Consider the following 21379-nt stretch of genomic DNA (forward strand, 5'->3'; position numbering starts at 1 on the left):
GGGCGGCGGGCGGCGGGCGGCGGGCGGCGGGCGGCGGGCGGCGGGACGGCGTGCCGGCAGCGCGCGGGCGGCCGGTGCGAGTCCGCTTCAAGCCGGAGTTGGTTCAACGCGGGGCAAGCACGCCGTCCTGCGAAAACCAAACCGGTTTTCCATCGCTTGCAATCACGACCGCAGTGAGTGTCGCGCGATCCGGACGCTGCGCGACTTCGAACCACCTGGCGCCCGCACCCTGCTTCAACAGCAGTCCATCGAGCCCAACGCCCAGTAGCCCGCTCCCGGTCGCGACTAGATCGGTGATCGAGCTCTTCGTGTTGGCATTCAGCGCTGTCCAGGTCGCGCCGCCGTCCTGGCTCTGGTACAGGCTGCCGAGCAGCCCGCCCACGACGATGCGTCCATCGGGCAGCGCCACGCCCGCCCACAGCGTGCCTTTGCCGCCCGTCGCCAGATAGCTCCAGGTCGCGCCGCCATCGGTCGACTTCAGCACCATGCCCTGTTCGGAGTCGATATAGAGCGCGCCCTGCTTGTCCGCGAAGACGTGGTACAGGTTGCGATCCGCCCTGCCGGCGCCCGGCGGCTTCGGCACCGTCACTCTGGCCCACGTTTTGCCGCCGTCGTGCGTGGCGAGCATCAGCGACCACAGCCCCACGGCAATGCCGTCCTGTGCGCTCGTGAATAGCACCGAGAACAGCGGCTGGTCCACCGAGAGGTCCATCCGCTGCTTCTGCCATGTCTCGCCGCCGTCGCGGGTCGCGAGTATCACGCCCCACTGACCCACTGCCCAGCCGTGCTGCGCGTCGGTGAACGTCACCGCCGAGAGCGTGGCCGACACCGGCACCTCGCGCGCCTGATGCCATGTCTTTCCTTCGTCATCCGAAATGACGATCACACCGTGCTCGCCCACCGCGACGATGCGCTTGCCCGCACGCGTTGCATCCAGCAGCATCATGTGGGACGGGGCCGTCCATGCGTGGGCGGGTTTGGCCGCCCAGTCCGCCACCGTTCCTTCGGGCTGTGCCAGGGCAATTGCACTCGCGCACAACGCGGCGCAGGCAACAAGCGTCTTGATCATGACTGCGTCTCCCATGTTTAGTGGCTGAACAGGCCCGGCGCACGTGCCGGCTTGCGGCGCGGGAACCACCGCTCCAGCACCGAGGCCAGTGCCGGCAGCGCGGTCATCGCCATCAGCAGGTTCACGAGGAACATGAACGCCAGCAGCTTGCCCATATCGGCCTGGAACTTCAGCGCCGAGAAGCTCCATGTCGCCACCCCGATCGCCAGCGTGATGGCGGTGAAGATCGTCGCCACGCCCACCTCGAGCATCGCGTGCTGAACCGCCTTCACGATGCTCTGCCCACCCGCCAGATGTACCTGCAAGCGGTTGTAGATATAGAACGCGTAGTCCACGCCGATGCCCACCGCCAGCACCATCACCGGCAGCGTGGCCACCGTGAGCCCGATCTGCAGTTCCTTCATGAACCAGTAGCCGATGAAGGTCGCCACCGTCAGCGGCAGGCAGCACGCCAGCATCGCGCGCCAGTCGCGGTAGGCCAGGAACACGAGGATCAGGATCGCCGCGTAGACATAGAGCATCATCGGCAGTTCGCTCGCCGCCACCTCCTCGTTGGTCGCCGCCAGCACGCCCGCATTGCCCGCGGCGAGCCGCACCGTGATGCCCGGGAACGGATGCGTTGCGCGGTACGTCTTCACGTCGTCGAGAATCCGGTTGATCGTCGTGGCCTTGTGATCGGTCAGGAACAGGTGCACGGCCGTCATGCTGCAATCCACTTTCATGAAGCCCTTCACCCGGCCCGTGTCCACCGATACCGCACCATAGTTTTCCGGGTCGATCGGCACGACATTCATCTTCGGATAGTCCTCGTTGTAGCCCTGGTTGTAGCGGCGCAGCATCCCGGAGTACGACTGCACCGACACCACGCCCGGCTCGGTGCGCATCGCGCTCGTGAAGTCGTCTTCGTACAGCCCGACCGCGGGGTTATCGCACGCCTTGCCCGTCGATTCGATCGCCACCGTGAGCCAGTCGAGGCCGATGTCGTAGCTCGAGGCAATCGACGTGGCATCACGGTTGAAACGCGCATCCGCTCGCAGTTCGGGCGCGCCGGGCTGGAGCGTGCCGATCACGCGGTCACGGCTTTGCCAGGCCGCGAGTGCGAACACCACCAGCGTCAATGCCACGGTGAGGCCCGCATACTTCGGCTCGGCGATGCGCGCGAGCCCGCGCAGCCACGTCGAGCGCTGTTCGCTGCGCTTCAGGGCGCTATCCGCATAGCGCTTCGTGAAGTTGAAGCACGACGCCGCGACCGGCAGCAGCACGAGATTCGTCACGATCTTGTAGGCCACGCCGAGCGACGCCGTGATGGCCAGCTCGCGCACCATCGGAATCGGAATCAGCAGCAGCGTGATGAACGAGACGAATGCCGTCACGAGCGCCAGCACACCCGGAATCAGCAGACCGCTGAAGCTGTGGCGCGCCGCATCGAACGCGCTGTGGCCATGCGCAATTTCGCGCACGATGTAGTTCACCTGCTGCACGCCGTGCGAAACCCCAATCGCGAACACGAGGAAGGGCACCAGCACCGCGAGCGGATCCAGCCCGAAGCCCAGCAGCTTCAGCGTGCCGAACTGCCAGACCAGCGAAGTCAGCGAGCACGCAATCAGCAGCACCGTGAAGCGCATCGAATGGCAGTACCAGTAGACCGCGAGCGCCGTGAGCAGCAATGCGATGCCGCAGAAGCCGAGCACGGCTGTTGCGCCATCGGCGATGTCGCCGATCTGCTTGGCGAAGCCGATGATCTGGATTTCATAGCCCGCGTCTTCGAATGGCTTGCGGATCTGCGCTTCGAGCAGACGGTTGAATGCCACGTAGTCGAGCACCTTGCCGTTGCGGTCGCGCTCGTTGAGCTCGGCCGTGATCATCGCGCTGTCTTCGTCATGCGAAACGAGCGTGCCGACATAACCGCCCAGCGTGGTCGCATGGCGGATCTTCGCGACCACCTCGGGCGTCAGCTGGTCGGGGGTAATCGTGCCGGAGATGATCGGCTCGGCGCGAAAGCCTTCGTCGGTGATCTCGTTGACGTAGGCGTTCGACGTCCAGAGCGACTGCACGCCAACACGGTCCACGTTGGGCAGATACGTGACCGCCTGGGTCACCTTGTACAGGCGCGTGAGCCCATCCTTCGTCCAGATCGAGCCCTTGCGCGCGCGCACGACCACGGTGATGCGGTTCGCGCCGAGCAGGTCGGCGCGGTACTTCTGGAAGGTCTGGATGTATTCATGGCCAATGGGCATCTGCTTTTCGAAGCCCGCATCCATGCGCAGCTGCACGGCGAAGAAGACCATCACGGCGGTGAACAGGCCGATGCTCACGAGCACCGCCGCGCGGTGGCCGAAGAAGCACCGCTCCAGACTTTTGACCAGGCGATTTAACACGGCATTTTCCCTTCAGGTGACTGCATGTGACTTCGGGTGATTCAATGACGTAACGAACCCGCCATCAGAAGTTCCGGGTGACAAACATCCCGACGAAATTTCGCTCTGCGTACGGCTGACCGACCGTGTTGTGCCCGCCCCAGAACAGCGTGTAGTTGATGCCCGCCTGCCAGGTGGCCGGGTTCTGGTTGAACAGCACATAGAGGTTCAGCGACTTCGCGCCCTGCAGGTAGTTCGCGCTGAGCGTCGGCGTGTAGCCGTAGAGCGCGTCGGCGAACGTCACGCCGGGCGTCACCTGCCAGCCGTGGATCAGCGTGCCGTCATAGGTCCAGTTGAAGTCGATGGTCGCGCCCACGGAGCTCGAGGTGCCCTGCGCCATGCCAATCGGGTAGCCCAGCCCCGAGTTGTTGTTCAGCCACGGGTAATAGCCCGCCTGCGGCACCTGCGTGACGGTCTGCCCGTCGACCGTGCGCGTGATGCCATGCGAGCTCAGGCCGGGGTAGTAGATCCAGGTGAGTTCCCAGGTCAGCGCCGCGGCGTCCGCGCCCAGCAGCTTGAGGAACGGATACTCGCTGCGCGTAAGCGCGAGCAGGCCGTTGAGGTCGTACTGGAACTTCTTCTCGTCGGCCCATTGCTGGCAGTTGACGCCCTGCACACCATTGGTGTTCAGGTCGAGCGGGCCGCCCGCGCCATAGCAGCTCGACAGTGCTGCCGCATCGCGCGGCCGGTACGAAAGCTCGGTGCCGATCGCCCAGTTGCCGATGCCGAAATTCGCGCTGGCGCCAAAGAGCTGCCGGTTCTGCAGATACGACCAGTCCAGCGTGCCGTTGACCAGCGACGAGAGCACCGGCGACTTGTCGGTATAGTTCTCGTAATAGACCGCGAAATTCGCATCGAACGAGCGCGGCGAATAGTTGAACTTCATGCCGAACTGCGGATGGTACTTCGACGGCGCCTGCCAGTTCACAGGCAAGCCGATATCGTTAAAGGGCGGCCCGGCAAACGCACCGTTGACGAGGCCAGTGTTGATGCCGTTGAGCACGTTCTGGTTGCCGCTGCTCGCCCCCGCGATGGTGCCGGCGCTGGGGCCGGCCACGTTGAGATTCGTGCTGTTCAACGTATAGGGGTCCGTGCCACGGCCCAGGCTGTTCGACACGGACCAGAACGAACCGACAGGCGGATAGCGATTGCCGTTCCACTGAAACTGATAGTAATCCTCAGTACTGAAGCCATGAGAAAGATCGGCGGCGAAGCTGATCATGGGCGCGGGCAGCAGCGCCTGCTTCAGTTGCGAGCCGGGAATCAGCAGTTTCTGCACGTCGAGCGAGTTGGTGGCGTTGATGCCGCCCATCGCGAACATGCTCTCGCCCCAGTTGATCACCTGGTTGCCGAGGCGCACGTGCGCGTTCTGCCCGTTGATCGTGAAGTCCTTCTCGCCCCATAGATCGAGCAGCTGTGCATCGTAGACGACCTGCGCGGCGGCGGTGCTGGAGAGCGGCGTGCGGTTCGTATCGCCCGCTAGGAAGTCGTACATGCCCGTGCCACGGATCATGAACTTGAGTCCTTCGCTGGGCATCTTCAGCAGCAGCTCGCTGGTCGCGCTGATATAGGTGCTGAAGGGCTGGCCCTTGCGATAGTTCAGATTCCCGTCGTCACCGAATCCCCATTGATTGGTGTTGGCAGCGGCCCCACAGCCAAACGCGTTCGGGTCACCCGTGAGCGAGCAGCTCGGGTTCTGGGTGCGGATACCCGCGCCCGCCGTGAGGTTGCTCACCCACGAACCCGAGAGATCGTTAAAGCCTGTCGTGAACTCGTAACCGTATGCACTCGACGTCACCGCCCCCAACGTAGCCAATAGCACCGGAGCCTGCAGCGCAATCGCCTTCCTCTTCATCACGTCTCCTCTGTCGCCTCAGATGCCGACGCGCGTCTTTTGCGCACGTCGGCCCTTTTTTATTTATGTCGCAACGCTTAGCGCTCGCTGGCCGATCTCAACGACTCCGCCGTGAAGAAGTCGGCCTTGAAGCGCGGATCGCTCACCTGCTGATACCAGCGAATGTCCTTGCCCTGGCCAATCGACGATCCGTCGACGAGGTAACGCCCGCTGTTGAGGTCGTACTGCGCGAACGGTTCGTTATCGCAGGTGCCGCCCAGCTCCCAGACCGGAATGGGGTAGCTCTCGCGCACTTTCCAGAGCTTGCCCTGCGCGTCATAGTCCTCGCCCACGAGCGCGAGCCAGCTGTCCTCGTCCAGATAGAAGACCTTCTTCGAAGCCACATGGCGCGCCGTGGGCTTGAGCGTCGCCTCCACCACCCAGACGCGGTGCACCTCATAGCGACGATGCTCAGCGGAAACGCCATTGGGTGTCGCGACGTCATGCAGCTTGCCCTTGAAGTCGTACATACCGAAGTCGTCGTACGGAACGATCATTTCCTTCTTGCCCACCAGCTTCCAGTTGTACCGGTCGATGGAGCCGTTGAACATATTGACTTCATCGATCAGATACTGATTCTCGAAGCCGATCAGCGGCGCATCGTGCGTATAGGCCGGCATGCGCCTCACGCGGCGCTGCCCTGGAAAGTAGTAGTAGGTTTCCGAGTCCTTATCGAAGTACTGGCGCTGCACGATAGCCTGACCCGCCAGCGCCGCCGGCGAATCGACCGAGAAATAGGCCCCCAGATTGAACTGGTCGACGTCCTGCGGCGTAGTCTTGCCTTCCTTGCCGGCCGGGAAATAAAAGGCTTGCGGCCCGACGACGTCGATCCAGTCGCCACTGCCGGGATGCGGAGAAATGGCAGTGACCACCGGCGACCACTCGATGCCCTCGCCGCGATACCGCGTCTCGTAGTTCAGGATCGCCTCGGCACCGCTCTTCGGCTGCGGGAAGGCCACGCCGGGGAGCAGCGCGGCCTGCACCGTCTGGCCGTCGGAGGCGAGCTTCGCCGTCGTGAGATTCGCCTTCGAGTTCTGTTCGGCGAATTCCGGCAACTCGCATTCGCGATGTGACGGATAGACGTCCATGCGGTAGCCCTTCATCTGCTTGATCAACTGGATCTGTCCGGGCGTCAGCTTGTCCGCGTACTTGTCGACGTTCGCCGCATCGATCGAATAAAGCGGCTTCTCGTTCTTGTGCTTCCAGAAGTCGCCGCGAAACTTGCCCCACTCCCATCCGGACGGCGTCGCTTGTCTGCCGGAGAACGCGGGCACGAGGCCATCCTGGCTGGCCGCGCGCTCGGCCCCTGCGGGCGTGAGGTCGTCGGCAACGGCCGTTCCGGCTGCGACCAACAAGGCAGCCGCGATAGCCGTCACTGCTCCAATAGTTTGCCTTTTCATCGTCATCACTCTCCTTCCATTCCCGGCTTCATGCGCCCGCCGCGCGGAACTGGCGCGATGGGCGTTCCTTTTTTTGTCCGTCCGCACTGGAAGCCTCGCCGCTTCATGGAGCGCCAGGCGGCCAGCGTCGGCTCATGCATCCCGAAGCCAAATTATTCGTAGTACGATGTTTATAGCAACGCGTATCGCGGTGTTTCCCGCAGGAAAACCTCGCGTGTGCGGCTCCTCTAGTCGACCGGCAATCGAGCGCAGCGCTATGGCCGGTCTCATGCGGGCTCATAGCGTGTGAGGGACTATAGCGGCGGCAGTGCACGAGTCTTTAGCCACAATCGGCACGGTTTTCTTTCTATTTGCTAACAACGATTGCCGGTTCATCACCGCGCTCAGGCGAATGTGCACGGGCTTGACCCGATATCGCAGGGTTTTTTTTCTGGATACGATTCAGGCCGCCAGACGACCCATTTGAACCGCCCCACAGTACCTGTAGCAGGTAGCGCGTGACCAGGCGCACCCGAGGTGTAGAAATGAACGGCCATTATTCTGCTCAGCGCTTCTCCGACGCCGACGAACATGCACAAAATCTGCGCAATTTCGACCAGACGTATTTCCAGATCGAAAAAGGCGCATTCGAAAGTACGCTTGCCCAGTTCGATCTCGACGGACTCAACGTTTTCTCTGAAAGTGCCAATCGCCGAATCGTGGAATGCGGGCAGGTTCAGGCCGGTTCGGTGACGCTCGCGTGGCCGGTGCAGTCGGTCACGGCACCGATCTTTCAAGGTCGCGAGGTCACCGCTTCGTCAATCGGCTTCGTTCGCGGCGGCAGCGATTGGGTCTTGCACATGCCCGCCCATACCGAGCTGGTTGGCATCACGCTTTCTACAGAAGAATTCGAGCGCCTGGCGGAACCCTTGAGACTCGAGAGCGGCGGTGGCCGGCAGCCGTTATTCGAAACCGACGGCGCGAACACGTCGCTCGCGCGATTTGCCCTGAAATCGCGCGTCGACGAGATGAAGTCTTGCGCCCAGTCCCTCGCCGATCCCGAGGCACGCCGTGCTCTGCGTAACGACATTCTGGACAGTATCTTCGACATCCTTGGCGAGTCGAGCTGGTCAAAGCGCTGCGACGTGACGCGGCTCACCTATAGCGAGATCGTCAAGCGCAGCCAGGACATTGCACTGAACAACACGCAGCAGCCGATTTCCGTGCTCGATCTGTGCAGTGAATTGCGCGTGTGCCGGCGCACACTGCAAAAGAGCTTCCTGCAGGTCACCGGACAGTCGCCCTTGACCTATCTGCGCTCCGTGCGCCTTGCCGGCGTGCGGCGCCTGCTGCGCTCGACCACCCCCGAAGCGTTGACGATAGGCGATGCCGCCGCTCGTTGGGGATTCTTTCATTTGAGCCATTTTTCCCGCGACTACCGGAATCTGTTCGGGGAACTCCCCTCTCGCACCCCTCGCTTCGGCAGCACCTGAACTGCCGGCCGCCTGCTCCAACGCGCTGCTCGAACGCACTTCGCGTGCGCCCTTCGCGGCGTGCCGATTTGGGCTAATGCCCGCCCATAGCGTCGTAATACAGTCCCTCCATATCGTGAATCGACACTGGAGAGGACATGACACTGAGCCGAAGGACCGCGGTCGCGTCAGCCGTACTCGCGCTGGCTTGCCATGCGCACGCCGCTGAACAGCCCGAGGAGTTGACGGTACAGAAGATGCCTGTATGGCATCCTCACGAAATATTCGTCGTTGACGGCGCCTTGACGTCGATGACCGACGGCCGCGTGCACGTATACGATGCGGACGCCAGCAAGTTGCTCGGACAGATCGACACGGGCTACGCAGCCGGCTTCGCCATCTCTCCCGACCACCGAACGAGCTACACCGCGACGACGTACTTCTCGCGCGGCTCGCATGGCGCCCGCACGGACGTCGTGGAGCTCACCGATAACGCCACCCTCTCGCTGGCCGGCGAAATCGTGATCCCGCCCAAGCACGCGCAGATGATGCCATCGCCGTGGAATACGGTGTTCAGCAGCGACGGCAAGCTGCTCTACGTGACCAACATCACGCCATCGACATCGGTTAGCGTCGTCGATGTCCAGGCGAAGAAGGTGCTGAGCGAAATCGACACTGCCGCCTGCGTGCTCGCTTTGCCGAGCGGCAACAATAAATTCACGTCGCTCTGCGAAAGCGGCAAGGCGCTCACGTTCACGCTCGACGCTCACGGCAAGGAAATCAAACGCTCGATGTCCGAGCCGTTTATCGATGTCGAGCACGATCCCGTTTTTGCCAATGCCGCGCGTTATCAAGGCACTTATCTCTTCACCAGTTTTCACGGCATGGTGCGCAGCGCCGATTTCCGCGGCGACAAGGCGGTCTTCGGCACGCCATGGTCACTGGTCACCGACGCCGAACGCGCCCAGGGCTGGCGCCCGGGTGGTGTGCAGCAGACGGCGGTACAGGAAAAAACGCATCGGTTTTACGTTGCCATGCACCAGGGAGCCGATGGCTCGCATAAGGACCCGGCAAGTGAGATTTGGGTGTTCGATTTGAACACGCACAAACGCATCGCCCGCTGGAATCTTGCGCAGATGAAGATCGACCCCGTTCTATCGATTCAGGTCAGTCAAGACGAAAAGCCGCTCTTTTACGGGCTGACCGCGACTGCGGCTCTCGCGGTGATCGACGCGCAATCCGGCAAGCTCCGGCACGTCGAACCCCGTCTGGGCAGCACGCCGCTCATGCTCGTCAACCCGTGAGGCCGTCATGCTGATCGATCCTGTTCTCGCGAGCGCCACGCAATCGGGCGCAGCCGTTACGGTGCTGCTTGGCGCCCTGCCCAAATGGCGGCGGCCGGCCATGTTTCGTCAAGCCGTGGCGCAGTATCAATTGCTGCCCGAGGTGCTCGTCACGCCGGTGGCGTTCGCCATCGTGGTCGTCGAAACGCTAGGCGCCATCGCGCTGCTGTTACCTGACTGGCGCACGGTTGGCGCCGCCACGCTGGTTTTGCTGCTGTCGACATTTGCCACGGCGCTCGCCATCAACATCGTGCGCGGGCATACCGATATCGATTGCGGCTGCCACGGCTTTGCCGCGCCGGATGCTGCGCCACAAGCTGTAACGAATCGAATTGGCTGGCTGCACGTCGCACGCGTTTTGGCCATCGCGGCGCTCGCCGCCACCGCATTCATCGCGCCCGCCGCGCGAGCAATCGTCTGGGTGGACTACCTCACGCTGACTTTCTCCGTACTGCTCACCGTTTGTGGCCTGACCGTTTTCGACGGTCTGCTTGCCAATACACCGCGACTCAATCATTTGAGGAATTCATGATGCAAACCGCACTGACCGTTTCCCTCGTCCTGCTGTGGGCCGCCGTGCTGGCGCTCGGCGCAATCTGCGTAGCCCTCGTTCGACAAGTGGGCATTCTCTACGAGCGCATCCTGCCGGTGGGCGCGCTGATGATCGACAAAGGGCCTGCAGTGGGCGCCCTCGCACCCGCGTTCGAGCTCGGCGACATTCACAGCCGCCCGGTCAAAGTCGGCGGCGTCGATGCCACGGGCAAATCCACGCTGCTGTTCTTTCTGTCGCCAACCTGCCCGGTCTGCAAGAAGCTGCTGCCGCTCCTTTCCTCGATTCAGGCAAGCGAGCGCACGCCGCTCAACGTCGTGCTGGCGAGCGATGGCGACGTGGCCGAGCACACGCGCTTTGCAGAGAAGCATCGTCTTGGTGAGTTCCCATACGTGCTGTCGCAGGAGCTGGGCATGGCTTACCAGATCGGCAAGCTGCCTTATGCGGTCCTGCTCGACGAAACCGGCAAGGTTCGTGCAAAGGGCCTCGTCAACTCCCGCGAGCATCTCGAGAGTCTGTTCGAAGCGAAGGAGCGCGGCGTCGCCTCGTTGCAGCAGTACGTGCACGGCGAACAGCACGCGTAACGCCACGACTTAATGCCTTAAAACCGGAGAATGAACGCATGGCTCTGTTTGACTTGTGGTTCGAGCGCTCAGCGCGAAGCGTCGCCAGCCGCACCTCGCGCCGTAGCGCAATGGCTACGCTCGGCAAGGCGCTGGTGGGCTCGGCACTCGCGCCGCTCCTGCCGGTAGACCGCACCGCGAACGCCGCGCCCGTCACGAACGCGAAAGCGGGCGTCAGCGACGACCCGATGAGCTGCGACTACTGGAAGTACTGCGCAATCGACGGCTTCCTCTGCAGTTGCTGCGGCGGCACTTCTAGCAGCTGCCCGCCCGGCACGACCGCTTCGCCGATCACCTGGATCGGCACCTGCCGCAATCCGCATGATGGGTCGGACTATATCGTTTCGTACAACGACTGCTGCGGCAAGACTTCATGCAGCAACTGCTTCTGCAACCGCAACGAACGCGAAAGACCGCTATACAAACTTTCCCTCAACAACGACATCAACTGGTGCATGGCAAGCAGCAACTCGAATTACCACTGCTCCGTATCGGTCCTGCTGGGAGCGGCGAAACAATGAAAGCGAAGACGATCAGGATGATGAGCGCGATGGCGCTCGCGATCACAGCGAGTGCATCGTTCGGACAAACCGTGCACTACACCGCCGGGCAAAGCACGTTCGGCGCGCGTTGCGCGGTCTGCCACCAGGCAGGCGGCAAGGGCCAGGACGGGCTCGCGCCGCCGTTGACCCGCTACCCCGGCCGCTACGCTGCCACCCCGGACGGCCGCCAGCAATTGACCGCAACCGTGCTGAACGGCATGTACGGCGAGATCGCCGTGCAAGACAAGACCTACAACTTCAAGATGCCGAGTTTTGCGAGCCTGTCCGACGAGGAGCTTGCGGAAGTCCTGAACTATGTCGTGTTCGACCTCAATTCGAAGCACGGCAACGCGAAGCCGTTCACCGCAGCCGAGTTGAAGGCTGCACGGGACAGAAAACTCGACGCCAGCGCCGTTCACGCGAGCCGCGCCGTGTTGACGAAGAGTCTCGGCTTATGAGCCGGCCGGCCGCCCAGCACGCGCGGTACATCCAGCGCATGCGCATCGTGCAGATCGCCTATGGTGTCGGTGTCGCGACCTCGCTGGCGCTATGCACCGTGCCGGCCGCGGCCGGGCAGTTTTCGCTGGTTGAACAGCATTGGATCCAGAATTGCATGGGCTGCCACACCACAAACGCGAAGGGCGTGCCCGGCAAGGTCCCGCCACTCGCAAACTCGCTCGGCTACTTCGAGCATGTGCCCGACGGCCGCGAGTATGTGATGCGGGTGCCTGGCTCATCAAATTCGGCACTGTCCGACCAGGAGCTGGCCGACGTGTTGAACTGGCTGCTGACGACCAGGAACGCCGCCGAGTTGCCTGCGGACTTCAAGCCGTATACGGCGGCGGAAATCGCGGCACATCGCCGTCCCGCGCTGGCCAATGTGGCCGTCAAGCGGGCCGCGCTCATTAAGCAGTTGCACGAGCAAGGCATCACCGGCATCGCTGAACACTATTGACACGTTGAATTCCGGGACTGCCGACGCGCCTCGCAGCCCAACAAGACCTGGAATTCTCCTCCTCTATTAAATAATAGGATAACTTATGAATTCCGGAGCCATGCAAGCCGAATGTCCCACGACTGCGGGCACGGCCATTCATGAAGCGTTCACGCGGCAACTTCGGGCCTTTCGGGCCAATCCTGCGCCCACGCTCGCCCAACGCCAGGAGAGTCTTGCGAAGCTGCTGCGAATCCTGGAGCAATACGACGACGCCTTTGCGTCGGCGATCAATGAGGACTTTGGTCATCGTTCGCGGCATGAATCGATGATGCTCGACGTCGGCATGACGATTGGCGACATCAAGGACATTCGCCGGCATGTGGGGCGATGGATGAAGCCGCGGCCGGTTGGCGTGCGGCGCCATCTGCTGCCCGCCCGGGCACGGCTGCTGCCGCAGCCTCGCGGCGTGGTCGGCGTGATCAGCCCGTGGAACTTCCCCGTCTACTTGACCTTTACTGGGCTCGCGGCCGCGCTCGCGGCGGGCAATCGCGTCATGCTCAAGCCCAGTGAACTCACGCCCAGGACGTCTGCGCTGATCGGCGAGACACTGGCCGAGGCATTCGATCCCGCGCAGGTCTGCACGATTGAAGGCGGCCGCGACGAGGCTGCTGCATTCTCGGCGCTGCCATTCGATCATTTGCTGTTCACGGGCTCGACGTCGGTTGGCCGCCATGTCGCGCAAGCTGCGGCGCGAAACCTGACGCCGGTAACGCTTGAATTGGGCGGGAAATCGCCGGCCCTGCTCGGCAAGCACGCGAACGTGGAAACCGCCGCTCAGCGTATTGTGTTCGGCAAGCTGCTCAATGCTGGGCAGATTTGCGTCTCGCCCGACTATGCACTGGTTCCGCGCGAGCAACTCGATCACTTCATTCAAGCGGCACAGGACGCGGCATTGCGCCTCTATCCGGATGTCCTCGAGAATGCGGACTACACGTCCATTGTCAGTCCTCACCACTATGGTCGCCTGATTCATATGATCGAGGAGGCTCGCGGGTCAGGTAGCCGCGTCGTTCAGATCGGTGCGCGAGCGGCCGAGACGGCGGCGACGGCGAGGAGGATCCCCTTTACGCTCGTTGTTTCGCCCGATGACGATGCGCGCGTCATGCAGGAAGAGATTTTTGGGCCGATTCTGCCGGTTTTGACTTACGACACGATTGACGAGGCTATCGAGCGGATCAACCAGCGTGACCGTCCATTGGCGCTTTATTTATTTACGAACGATACGTGTGAGCGCGACAGGGTGCTGGAGCAGACGAGCTCCGGCGGCGTGACCGTCAATGACACGCTCTGGCACGTGGCGTGCGATTCGCTGCCGTTCGGTGGGATTGGTGCGAGCGGCATGGGCGCTTATCACGGTAAATGTGGGTTTGATGCGTTTTCGCATCTGAAGCCGGTTTTTTATCAGAGCCGGGTTAATGCTACTTCTTTGCTTTATCCGCCCTATGGGCGGGTTACTGAGTGGGTTGGTGCCTTGTTGCGGAAGGTGATGTGAGGGTGATTTCCTCGGCCTTTTATTGGCCTTAACTTGTTTTCGCGGCGGGCCGCAAGCGTTGCCCCTGTGCGGGGCGGCACCTACTTTTCTTTGCAGCCGCAAAGAAAAGTAGGCAAAAGAAAGCGGCTCACACCGCTAGTGTGACGCCGTCCACCACTGCCCTGTATATCGGAGCGGCTCCGGAGCGTCTGTCATCACTCGCCGTCACCCGGAGTGACTAAGGACTCATTCATCCGGCGGCGCTGCGCGCGCCGTGGGGCATATCCAAAACCAGTGGGATGGACACGCATTTGCTGCGCTCAAATATATTCGCTCGGCGGGTTGCCACGCATTCGCCAGCTAGCACGCCCGTGCACTCACCGGTTAGCACCCCAGCGCATTTACCGGTTAGCATCCCAGCGCATTTACCGGTCAGCAACGCCGCGCATTTACCGGGTGACACCCCTAGCGCAATCGCCGGCCCGCCCACCCGGTTTTCCTTGCAGACCCTTCCGCCCGCGCGAAGCGCGTGGTGGGAAGGATGAGCGCCTTGTCACTAAGGCGGAGTGTGCGAGGTGACGGATGCCCCGGAGCCGCTCCGAAATACAGGGCAGTGGTGGACGGCGTCACACTGGCGGTTTGAGCGGCTTTCTTTTGCCTACTTTTCTTTGCCGCGGCAAAGAAAAGTAGGTGCCGCCCCGCACAGGGGCAACGCCTGCGGCCCGCCGCGAATACAAGTTAAGGCCAGCGCCGCCAGGCCCCAAACAAACCCGAATCTTAACGGCAACGGCGCCCAGACCGGAATGACGCCGTAAGAGGTCGCACGCGAGTTCACGACGAATTGAACCCCAACCGCGCTAGCCGCGGCACAAACAAAAACAGCCCGACAACGGCCCCTGCCGGCAAAAAATTCTTCTATAAGACTGCACGATTCACGCCGCGACTTATAAGGGTCTTTACCAGATTGACAAGCAATCAAGACCCTAGTCAAGAAAACCGCGCCAGAGCGGAAAGATCCCCCGCATCACCCCGCAAGCCCTTACACGGCGGGCTTCCGGCATGGCAACGTTTTCATCGCACGGCCGCCCGATCCGGGCCAAACCGCCCGGCGTCTTCCCCAAACAAGTTCCCGCAACAGCATCCCACATTATGAAATTGATGGACAGTAAGCACCCAGGCCTCCTCAAATTGAGGCAAAATCCAGGTGTTTCGCCGACTGCGCGCAGCCGGTGGTGTTTTCACCCCGTTTTTGAACCCCGCCAAGAAGCCGATGAGTACCCAGCAACCCACCATCATCTATACCCTGACCGATGAAGCGCCGCTGCTCGCCACCAGCTCGTTTCTGCCGATCATCCGCACCTTCGCTGCGCCGGCCGGCGTGAACGTCGAGACCAGCGATATCTCCGTTGCGGGCCGCATCCTGGGCGAATTCCCCGAGTTCCTGAGCGAAGATCAACGCGTGCCGGACAATCTGGCCGAGCTGGGTCGCCTCACGCAGCTCCCGGAAACGAACATCATCAAGCTGCCGAACATCAGCGCGTCGGTTCCGCAACTCGTTGCCGCGATCAAGGAACTGCAGGGCAAGGGCTACAAGGTTCCCGACTTCCCCGAAGACCCGAAGACCGACGAAGAGAAAGCGATTCAAAAGCGCTACTCGAAGTGCCTCGGCTCCGCCGTGAACCCGGTGCTGCGCGAAGGCAATTCGGACCGCCGCGCGCCGCTCGCGGTCAAGAACTACGCGAAGAAGCACCCGCACAGCATGGGCGAGTGGAGCATGGCTTCGCGCACGCACGTGGCTCACATGAAGCACGGCGACTTCTATCACGGCGAAAAGTCGATCACGAACGACAAGGATCGTGAAGTCCGCATGGAGCTCGTCACGAAGGGCGGCGAAACCATCGTGCTGAAGCCGAAGGTCAAGCTGCAAGCCGGCGAGATCGTCGACAGCATGTTCATGAGCAAGAAGGCGCTGCTCGCGTTCTACGAAGAGCAGATGGAAGACGCGCGCAAGACCGGCGTCATGCTCTCTCTGCACGTGAAGGCCACCATGATGAAGGTTTCGCACCCCATCGTGTTCGGCCACGCCGTCAAGGTGTTCTACAAGGACGCGTTCGAGAAGCACGCGAAGCTCTTCGAAGAGCTCGGCGTGAACGTCAACAACGGCATGGTCGATCTGTACACGAAGATCGAAGCGCTGCCGGAATCGAAGCGCGAAGAAGTGATCCGCGACCTGCACGCGTGCCATGAGCACCGTCCGTCGCTCGCGATGGTCGACTCGGCCAAGGGCATCTCGAACCTGCACGCGCCGAACGACGTGATCGTCGACGCCTCGATGCCCGCGATGATCCGCGCCGGCGGCAAGATGTGGGGCGCCGACGGCCGCCCGGCCGACACGAAGTGTCTGATTCCGGAAAGCACGTTCGCGCGCATCTACCAGGAAATCATCAACTTCTGCAAGACCAACGGCGCATTCGATCCGCGCACGATGGGCACTGTGCCCAACGTCGGCCTGATGGCGCAGAAGGCCGAAGAGTACGGCTCGCACGACAAGACCTACGAGATCCCGCAAGACGGCACGGCGCGCATCGTCGACAACGCCAGCGGCGAAGTCATCGAAGCGCTCACGCAGGAAGTCGAGCAAGGCGACATCTGGCGCATGTGCCTCGTGAAGGACGCGCCGATCCGCGACTGGGTCAAGCTCGCCGTCACGCGCGCGCGCAACTCGGGCATGCCGGCCGTGTTCTGGCTCGACCCGTATCGTCCGCACGAAAACGAGCTGATCAAGAAGGTCGAGGCGTACCTGAAGGACTACGACACGAGCGGCCTCGAACTGCACATCATGTCGCAAGTCCGCGCGATGCGTTACTCGCTCGAGCGCGTGATCCGCGGTCTGGACACGATCTCGGTCACGGGCAACATCCTGCGCGACTACCTGACCGACCTGTTCCCGATCATGGAGCTGGGCACGAGCGCGAAGATGCTCTCGATCGTTCCGCTGATGGCCGGCGGCGGCATGTACGAAACGGGCGCGGGCGGCTCGGCGCCAAAGCACGTGCAGCAGCTCGTGCAGGAAGACCACCTGCGCTGGGACTCGCTCGGCGAATTCCTCGCGCTGGCCGTCTCGCTCGAAGACCTCGGCATCAAGACGAACAACGCGCGCGCCAAGCTGCTCGCGAAGACGCTCGACGCCGCCACCGGCAAGCTGCTCGACAACAACAAGGGCCCGTCGCCGAAGACCGGCGAGCTGGACAACCGCGGCAGCCAGTTCTACCTCGCGATGTACTGGGCGCAAGAGCTGGCCGCACAGAAGGACGACGCGGAACTCGCAGCTCAGTTCGCCCCGCTCGCGAAGACGCTGGCCGAGAACGAGAAGACCATCGTCGGCGAGCTCGCCGCGGTGCAGGGCAAGCCGGTCGATATCGGCGGCTACTACAAGCCGGACTTCGCGAAGCTCGCCGAAGTCATGCGCCCGAGCAAGACGTTCAACGCCGCACTCGAAGCCGTGGCGAAGTAAGCCTCGCGCAAAGTCGAGAGGCCGAGCGGGGTCTGCCCTGCCCGGCCTCGTTCGGCACGAGGCGCCTCGCCTCCTGAAAACCGCCCTTGCAGCGTAAGCCGCTGCAAGGGCGGTTTTGTTTTGGGGCGCCGGAAAATATCGGGGAGCACCGTGTGCCCGCCCAACTCACCGGCCTCCATCTGGTTTTCCCAGGACCACTGGCAGCGCTCTTTTTTAAAAGTGCTTGCTATCGCACCACCACTGAAATACATTGGTTTCTCCAAAACCAATTTTGGGAGACCGGTCATGCGTCAATTCATTACCGCTGTGGTCGCCGCCTCGGCATTGGGCGCTATCGCGGCGCACGCGCAGGAAGTCGTCGTCATCGGGCATTCCGCGCCGCTGACGGGTCCGCAGGCAGCCAACGGCAAGGACAATGAGAATGGCGCGCGCCTCGCGATCAACGAGCTGAACGCGCAGCACGTTACCGTCGCGGGCAAGGCGGTCACGTTCAAACTGGATTCGCAGGACGACCAGGCCGATCCCAAGGTGGGCGTGCAGGTTGCCCAGAATCTCGTCGACAAGGGCGTGGTCGCCGTCATCGGCCCCTACAACTCCGGCGTAGCGATCCCGGCATCGCGCGTCTATCACAATGCCAATATCCCGATCCTCCCGGTTGCGTCCAATCCCGCGCTGACCCAGCAGGGCTTCAAGAACATCTTCCGTATCGGCGCGAGCGACGAGCAGTTGGGCGGCACGATGGCCGAATTCGCGGCCAAGACGCTGCACGCGAAAACGGCCGCCATCATCGACGACAGAACGGCCTATGGCCAGGGCGTGGCGCAGCAATTCGAAGATGTCGCGAAAGCCAATAACCTGAAGATCGTGGACCATCAGTTCACGAATTCGCAGGCGACCGACTTCCTTGGCATCCTCACCACCATCAAGGCCGAAAATCCCGATGTGATCTTCTTCGGCGGCTATGCCGCGCAGGGCGCGCCCATGGCCAAGCAGATGCGCCAGCGCGGCCTGCGCGCCAAGCTGCTCGGCGGCGACGGCATTTGCTCGGCCGACATGGGCAAAGTCGCGGGCGATGCGGCCTCCATCGTGTACTGCGCGCAAGGGGGCGTGGCGCTGGACAAGACGCCCGAAGGCCGTGAATTCCTGAAGAAATACCACGACGCCTACCATATGGACACCCAGGTGTATGCGGTGAACTACTACGACGGCGTGAAGATGCTGGCCGACGCGATGGTCAAGGCCGGCACGACCACGGACAAGGAAAAGCTCATCGATCAGTTGTCCAAAGAACATTACAAGGGCGTCGCGGGCACCTATTCGTTTGACGCGAAGGGCGATCTCACAGGCGCGCCAACGACGGTTTATGTCATTCGCAACGGCCTGCCCGTGCCGTATGCCCAGTAACTCATCCATCAGCCTGGTCATTCGATTCTCATGAAGCCGACACGCACCATTTCGACCGTCGAAGTTCACACCGGCGGCGAGGCCTTCCGCATCGTCACGAGCGGCCTGCCGCGCATGCCCGGCGACACCATCGTCCAGCGCCGCGCGTGGCTCAAAGAAAACGCCGACGAGATCCGCCGCGCGTTGATGTTCGAGCCGCGCGGCCATGCGGACATGTATGGCGGCTATCTCACCGAGCCCGTCTCGCCGGGCGCCGACTTCGGCGTGATCTTTCTGCACAACGAAGGCTATAGCGACCACTGCGGCCATGGCGTCATCGCCTTGTCCACGGCCGCTGTCGAGCTGGGCTGGGTGCAACGGACCGTGCCCGAAACGCGCGTGGGCATCGACGCGCCGTGCGGCTTTATCGAGGCCTTCGTCAAGTGGGATGGCGAGCACGCCGGCAGCGTGCGCTTCGTGAACGTGCCGTCGTTCCTCTGGAAGCGTGACGTGACAGTGGAAACGCCGAGCTTCGGCAAGGTCACGGGCGATATCGCCTACGGCGGCGCGTTCTACTTCTACGTCGACGGCGCGCCTTTCGATCTGCCGGTGCGCGAATCGGCGGTCGAGCAGCTCATCCGTTTCGGCGCCGAGGTCAAGGAAGCGGCCAACAAGGCCTTTCCGGTGCAGCATCCGGAGATTCCCGAGATCAATCACATCTACGGGACGATCATTGCCAACCAGCCGCGCCATGAAGGTTCGACCCAGGCCAATTGCTGCGTGTTCGCCGATCGCGAAGTCGACCGCTCGCCCACGGGCTCGGGAACCGGCGGACGCGTGGCGCAGCTCTATCAGCGCGGCCAGCTCAAGGCGGGCGAAACGCTTGTGAACGAGTCCATCGTCGGCACGATATTCAAGGGCAGGGTTCTGCGCGAGACGTCAGTCAACGGCATTCCCGCCGTGATTCCCGAAGTCGAGGGCGAGGCCTTTATCTGCGGGTTCGCGCAGTGGATCATCGACGAGCGCGATCCGCTCACCTACGGCTTCCTCGTGCGTTAAAGCCATTCTCCCCGTACCTGGGACTTGCAGCGCACGCCGGGTTATCCGGCGTGCGCTTTTTTATTCATCGAGGATTTCCGGAAAGACGCATGCGGAACGGCGATGCGCCTCTCCAAACATCAGGCGGACCGCGTGCGCTTGTGCGGCTTCACCAGCCGCTCCACGGCGCTCTCGGTCACGTCCTTGAATAGCGCGACGTTGCCCTGCACCCGCGCGGCCAGCATGGCGCCATAGACCACCGACACCAGCGTTGCAGCCTCGGTTCGCGCCGACGAACCCAGCTTGATGAGGCCGTCCTTCACGCCCGACTCGAGCACCTTCTCAATCCACGAAGTCAGGGTATCGAAGAACATTTTCACCGCCTGCGCCACCTCCTCGGGCAGCGAAGGAAGCTCGGCGCCCAGCATGCCCGCTACGCAGAACGGCGCCGTGTCGTCCGCAATGCAGCGCTCCCAATGGCCGATGTAGGCGTGCAACTGCGCAAGCGCGTCGGCGCCGCTCGCCTGAAGGGCCTCGACGTCGGCATCGAGTGCTTCCCGCCACTCGTCCAGCACGGCGATCACGAGATCGGTTTTGGCGGGGAAGTGATGGTGAATGCTCGCCTTGCGAATCTCGATCGCTTCCGCGATGTCCGCATAGCTAAACCCGCTATAGCCGCGACGCATGATGAGCTGCCGTCCCGCTGCCACGATCCTGTTTGCTGTTATGTCCCCAGTTGCCGTCATTTTGCCTACCATCTAGTCGGTTGATTCATCGCTAGTCTACCGTGGAACGAGACCTCATGGAGAGTCGCAAAAATCTTCTTGCATCTCAGCCATCCTACTAGTAGGATGGCTACATCGAACAGGTCATCCCCTGTCGGTTCCTCAGTTACCTCACTCACTGGAGCACGAAAATGAAGACTTCCTCATACCTCACCCGCATCGCCGCCGCCCTCGCCCTTTCCGCCGCCGCGCTCGGCTCGCAGGCCGCCACGGCCGCGCCGGTCAAGAACATCGTCCTCGTCCACGGTTATTTCGCCGATGGCTCGGGCTGGCAGGCGGTTTCGAAGATCCTCACGCGTGACGGCTACAAGGTTTCCGTCGTGCAGGAGCCGGAAACCTCGTTCGGCGACGACGTGAAGGCCACCACCCGCGTGATCGATGCGCAGGACGGCCCGAGCATCCTCGTCGGCCACAGCTACGGCGGCGCGGTGGTGACCGAGGCCGGCAACGACGACAAGGTCGCGGGCCTCGTCTACGTGGCGGCATTCCAGCCGGACACGGGCGAAACGCCGCTCGAGCTGACCAAGAAGATGCCGCCCGCCACCAAGGCCATCAAGGCGACCGCCGACGGCCATCTGTACATCGACCCGGCCGATTTCCACGCGGATTTCGCCGCCGACTTGCCCGCCTCCGAAGCCAGCTTCATGGCCATTTCGCAGGTGACGCCCGCCGCACAATCGTTCGGAGTGCCGATCACGCACGCCGCGTGGAGAACCAAGCCGAGCTGGGCGGTCGTCGCAACGGCCGACCGCGCGATCAATCCCGACCTGGAGCGCTTCATGACCCAGCGCGCGGGCAGCAAGACGGTCGAGATCGATTCGAGCCACGTGGCCTACATGTCGCATCCGGCTGCCATCGCCAAGCTGATCGAGCAAGCCGCTACGCAGTCCAGCAAAGAATGA

17 protein-coding genes are annotated in these 21379 nt (G+C 62.5%); 12 read left to right on the forward strand and 5 right to left on the reverse strand.

Annotated features, from left to right (window positions below; all coding sequences use genetic code 11):
- Positions 1–103: 103 nt before the first annotated feature.
- The 4 genes from E1956_RS39795 to E1956_RS39810 form a co-directional block, all read right to left on the reverse strand.
- Entirely contained in the window at positions 104–1069 is a 966-nt protein-coding gene (locus E1956_RS39795) for a WD40/YVTN/BNR-like repeat-containing protein (RefSeq protein WP_134758790.1), read from the reverse strand.
- A gap of 17 nt (positions 1070–1086) precedes the next feature.
- Entirely contained in the window at positions 1087–3447 is a 2361-nt protein-coding gene (locus E1956_RS39800; protein WP_134758791.1) for an efflux RND transporter permease subunit, read from the reverse strand.
- A gap of 64 nt (positions 3448–3511) precedes the next feature.
- A complete protein-coding gene (locus E1956_RS39805) occupies positions 3512–5341 on the reverse strand; it encodes a DUF1302 domain-containing protein (protein ID WP_134758792.1) in 1830 nt (609 codons plus the stop codon).
- Positions 5342–5418: 77 nt separating this feature from the next.
- Complete coding sequence (locus E1956_RS39810) at positions 5419–6780, reverse strand: DUF1329 domain-containing protein (protein WP_134758793.1); 1362 nt, start codon at positions 6778–6780, stop codon at positions 5419–5421.
- 524 nt (positions 6781–7304) lie between these two features.
- Between E1956_RS39810 and E1956_RS39815 the strand changes: the two genes are divergently transcribed.
- From E1956_RS39815 to lhpH, 11 genes are all read left to right on the forward strand, one after another.
- Positions 7305–8252, forward strand: a complete 948-nt coding sequence (locus tag E1956_RS39815; RefSeq protein WP_134758794.1) for a helix-turn-helix domain-containing protein — start codon at positions 7305–7307, stop codon at positions 8250–8252.
- A 137-nt stretch (positions 8253–8389) separates the two neighbouring features.
- Positions 8390–9535 carry an amine dehydrogenase large subunit gene (locus E1956_RS39820; RefSeq protein ID WP_134758795.1) on the forward strand — a complete coding sequence of 382 codons (1146 nt, stop codon included), beginning with the start codon at positions 8390–8392 and terminating at the stop codon, positions 9533–9535.
- Between the two features lie 7 nt (positions 9536–9542).
- Positions 9543–10106: a MauE/DoxX family redox-associated membrane protein gene (locus E1956_RS39825; RefSeq protein ID WP_134758796.1), complete on the forward strand. Its 564-nt coding sequence runs from the start codon at positions 9543–9545 to the stop codon at positions 10104–10106.
- Positions 10103–10708, forward strand: coding sequence for a methylamine dehydrogenase accessory protein MauD (gene mauD, locus E1956_RS39830; RefSeq protein ID WP_134758797.1), 606 nt, complete (start codon positions 10103–10105; stop codon positions 10706–10708). The genes E1956_RS39825 and mauD overlap by 4 nt, the downstream gene beginning before the upstream one ends.
- 38 nt (positions 10709–10746) lie before the next feature.
- A complete protein-coding gene (locus tag E1956_RS39835) occupies positions 10747–11268 on the forward strand; it encodes a methylamine dehydrogenase light chain (RefSeq protein ID WP_134758798.1) in 522 nt (173 codons plus the stop codon).
- A 17-nt stretch (positions 11269–11285) separates the two neighbouring features.
- Positions 11286–11747 (forward strand): c-type cytochrome, encoded by a 462-nt coding sequence (locus E1956_RS39840; protein WP_197733026.1) that lies wholly within the window; start codon positions 11286–11288, stop codon positions 11745–11747.
- Positions 11744–12244, forward strand: a complete 501-nt coding sequence (locus tag E1956_RS39845; protein WP_232072226.1) for a c-type cytochrome — start codon at positions 11744–11746, stop codon at positions 12242–12244. Before E1956_RS39840 ends, E1956_RS39845 begins: the two co-directional genes overlap by 4 nt.
- A gap of 85 nt (positions 12245–12329) precedes the next feature.
- Positions 12330–13778 carry a coniferyl aldehyde dehydrogenase gene (locus E1956_RS39850; protein WP_232072228.1) on the forward strand — a complete coding sequence of 483 codons (1449 nt, stop codon included), beginning with the start codon at positions 12330–12332 and terminating at the stop codon, positions 13776–13778.
- A gap of 1249 nt (positions 13779–15027) precedes the next feature.
- Positions 15028–17271 carry an NADP-dependent isocitrate dehydrogenase gene (locus E1956_RS39855; RefSeq protein WP_134758800.1) on the forward strand — a complete coding sequence of 748 codons (2244 nt, stop codon included), beginning with the start codon at positions 15028–15030 and terminating at the stop codon, positions 17269–17271.
- Positions 17272–17556: 285 nt separating this feature from the next.
- Positions 17557–18675 (forward strand): branched-chain amino acid ABC transporter substrate-binding protein, encoded by a 1119-nt coding sequence (locus E1956_RS39860; protein WP_134758801.1) that lies wholly within the window; start codon positions 17557–17559, stop codon positions 18673–18675.
- A 30-nt stretch (positions 18676–18705) separates the two neighbouring features.
- The gene (gene lhpH / locus E1956_RS39865) at positions 18706–19713 is read left to right on the forward strand and encodes a trans-3-hydroxy-L-proline dehydratase (protein ID WP_134758802.1); all 1008 of its coding nucleotides are present in this window, start codon (positions 18706–18708) and stop codon (positions 19711–19713) included.
- 119 nt (positions 19714–19832) lie between these two features.
- On the opposite strand, the gene E1956_RS39870 is transcribed toward lhpH, so the two are convergent.
- A complete protein-coding gene (locus E1956_RS39870; protein WP_232072230.1) occupies positions 19833–20402 on the reverse strand; it encodes a TetR/AcrR family transcriptional regulator in 570 nt (189 codons plus the stop codon).
- Positions 20403–20608: 206 nt separating this feature from the next.
- Here E1956_RS39870 and E1956_RS39875 point away from each other — a divergent pair, with 206 nt between their 5' ends.
- A complete protein-coding gene (locus tag E1956_RS39875; RefSeq protein ID WP_134758804.1) occupies positions 20609–21379 on the forward strand; it encodes an alpha/beta hydrolase in 771 nt (256 codons plus the stop codon).

Origin of the sequence: Paraburkholderia pallida, from assembly GCF_004524855.1 — a bacterium.
Taxonomy (GTDB): domain Bacteria; phylum Pseudomonadota; class Gammaproteobacteria; order Burkholderiales; family Burkholderiaceae; genus Paraburkholderia; species Paraburkholderia oxyphila.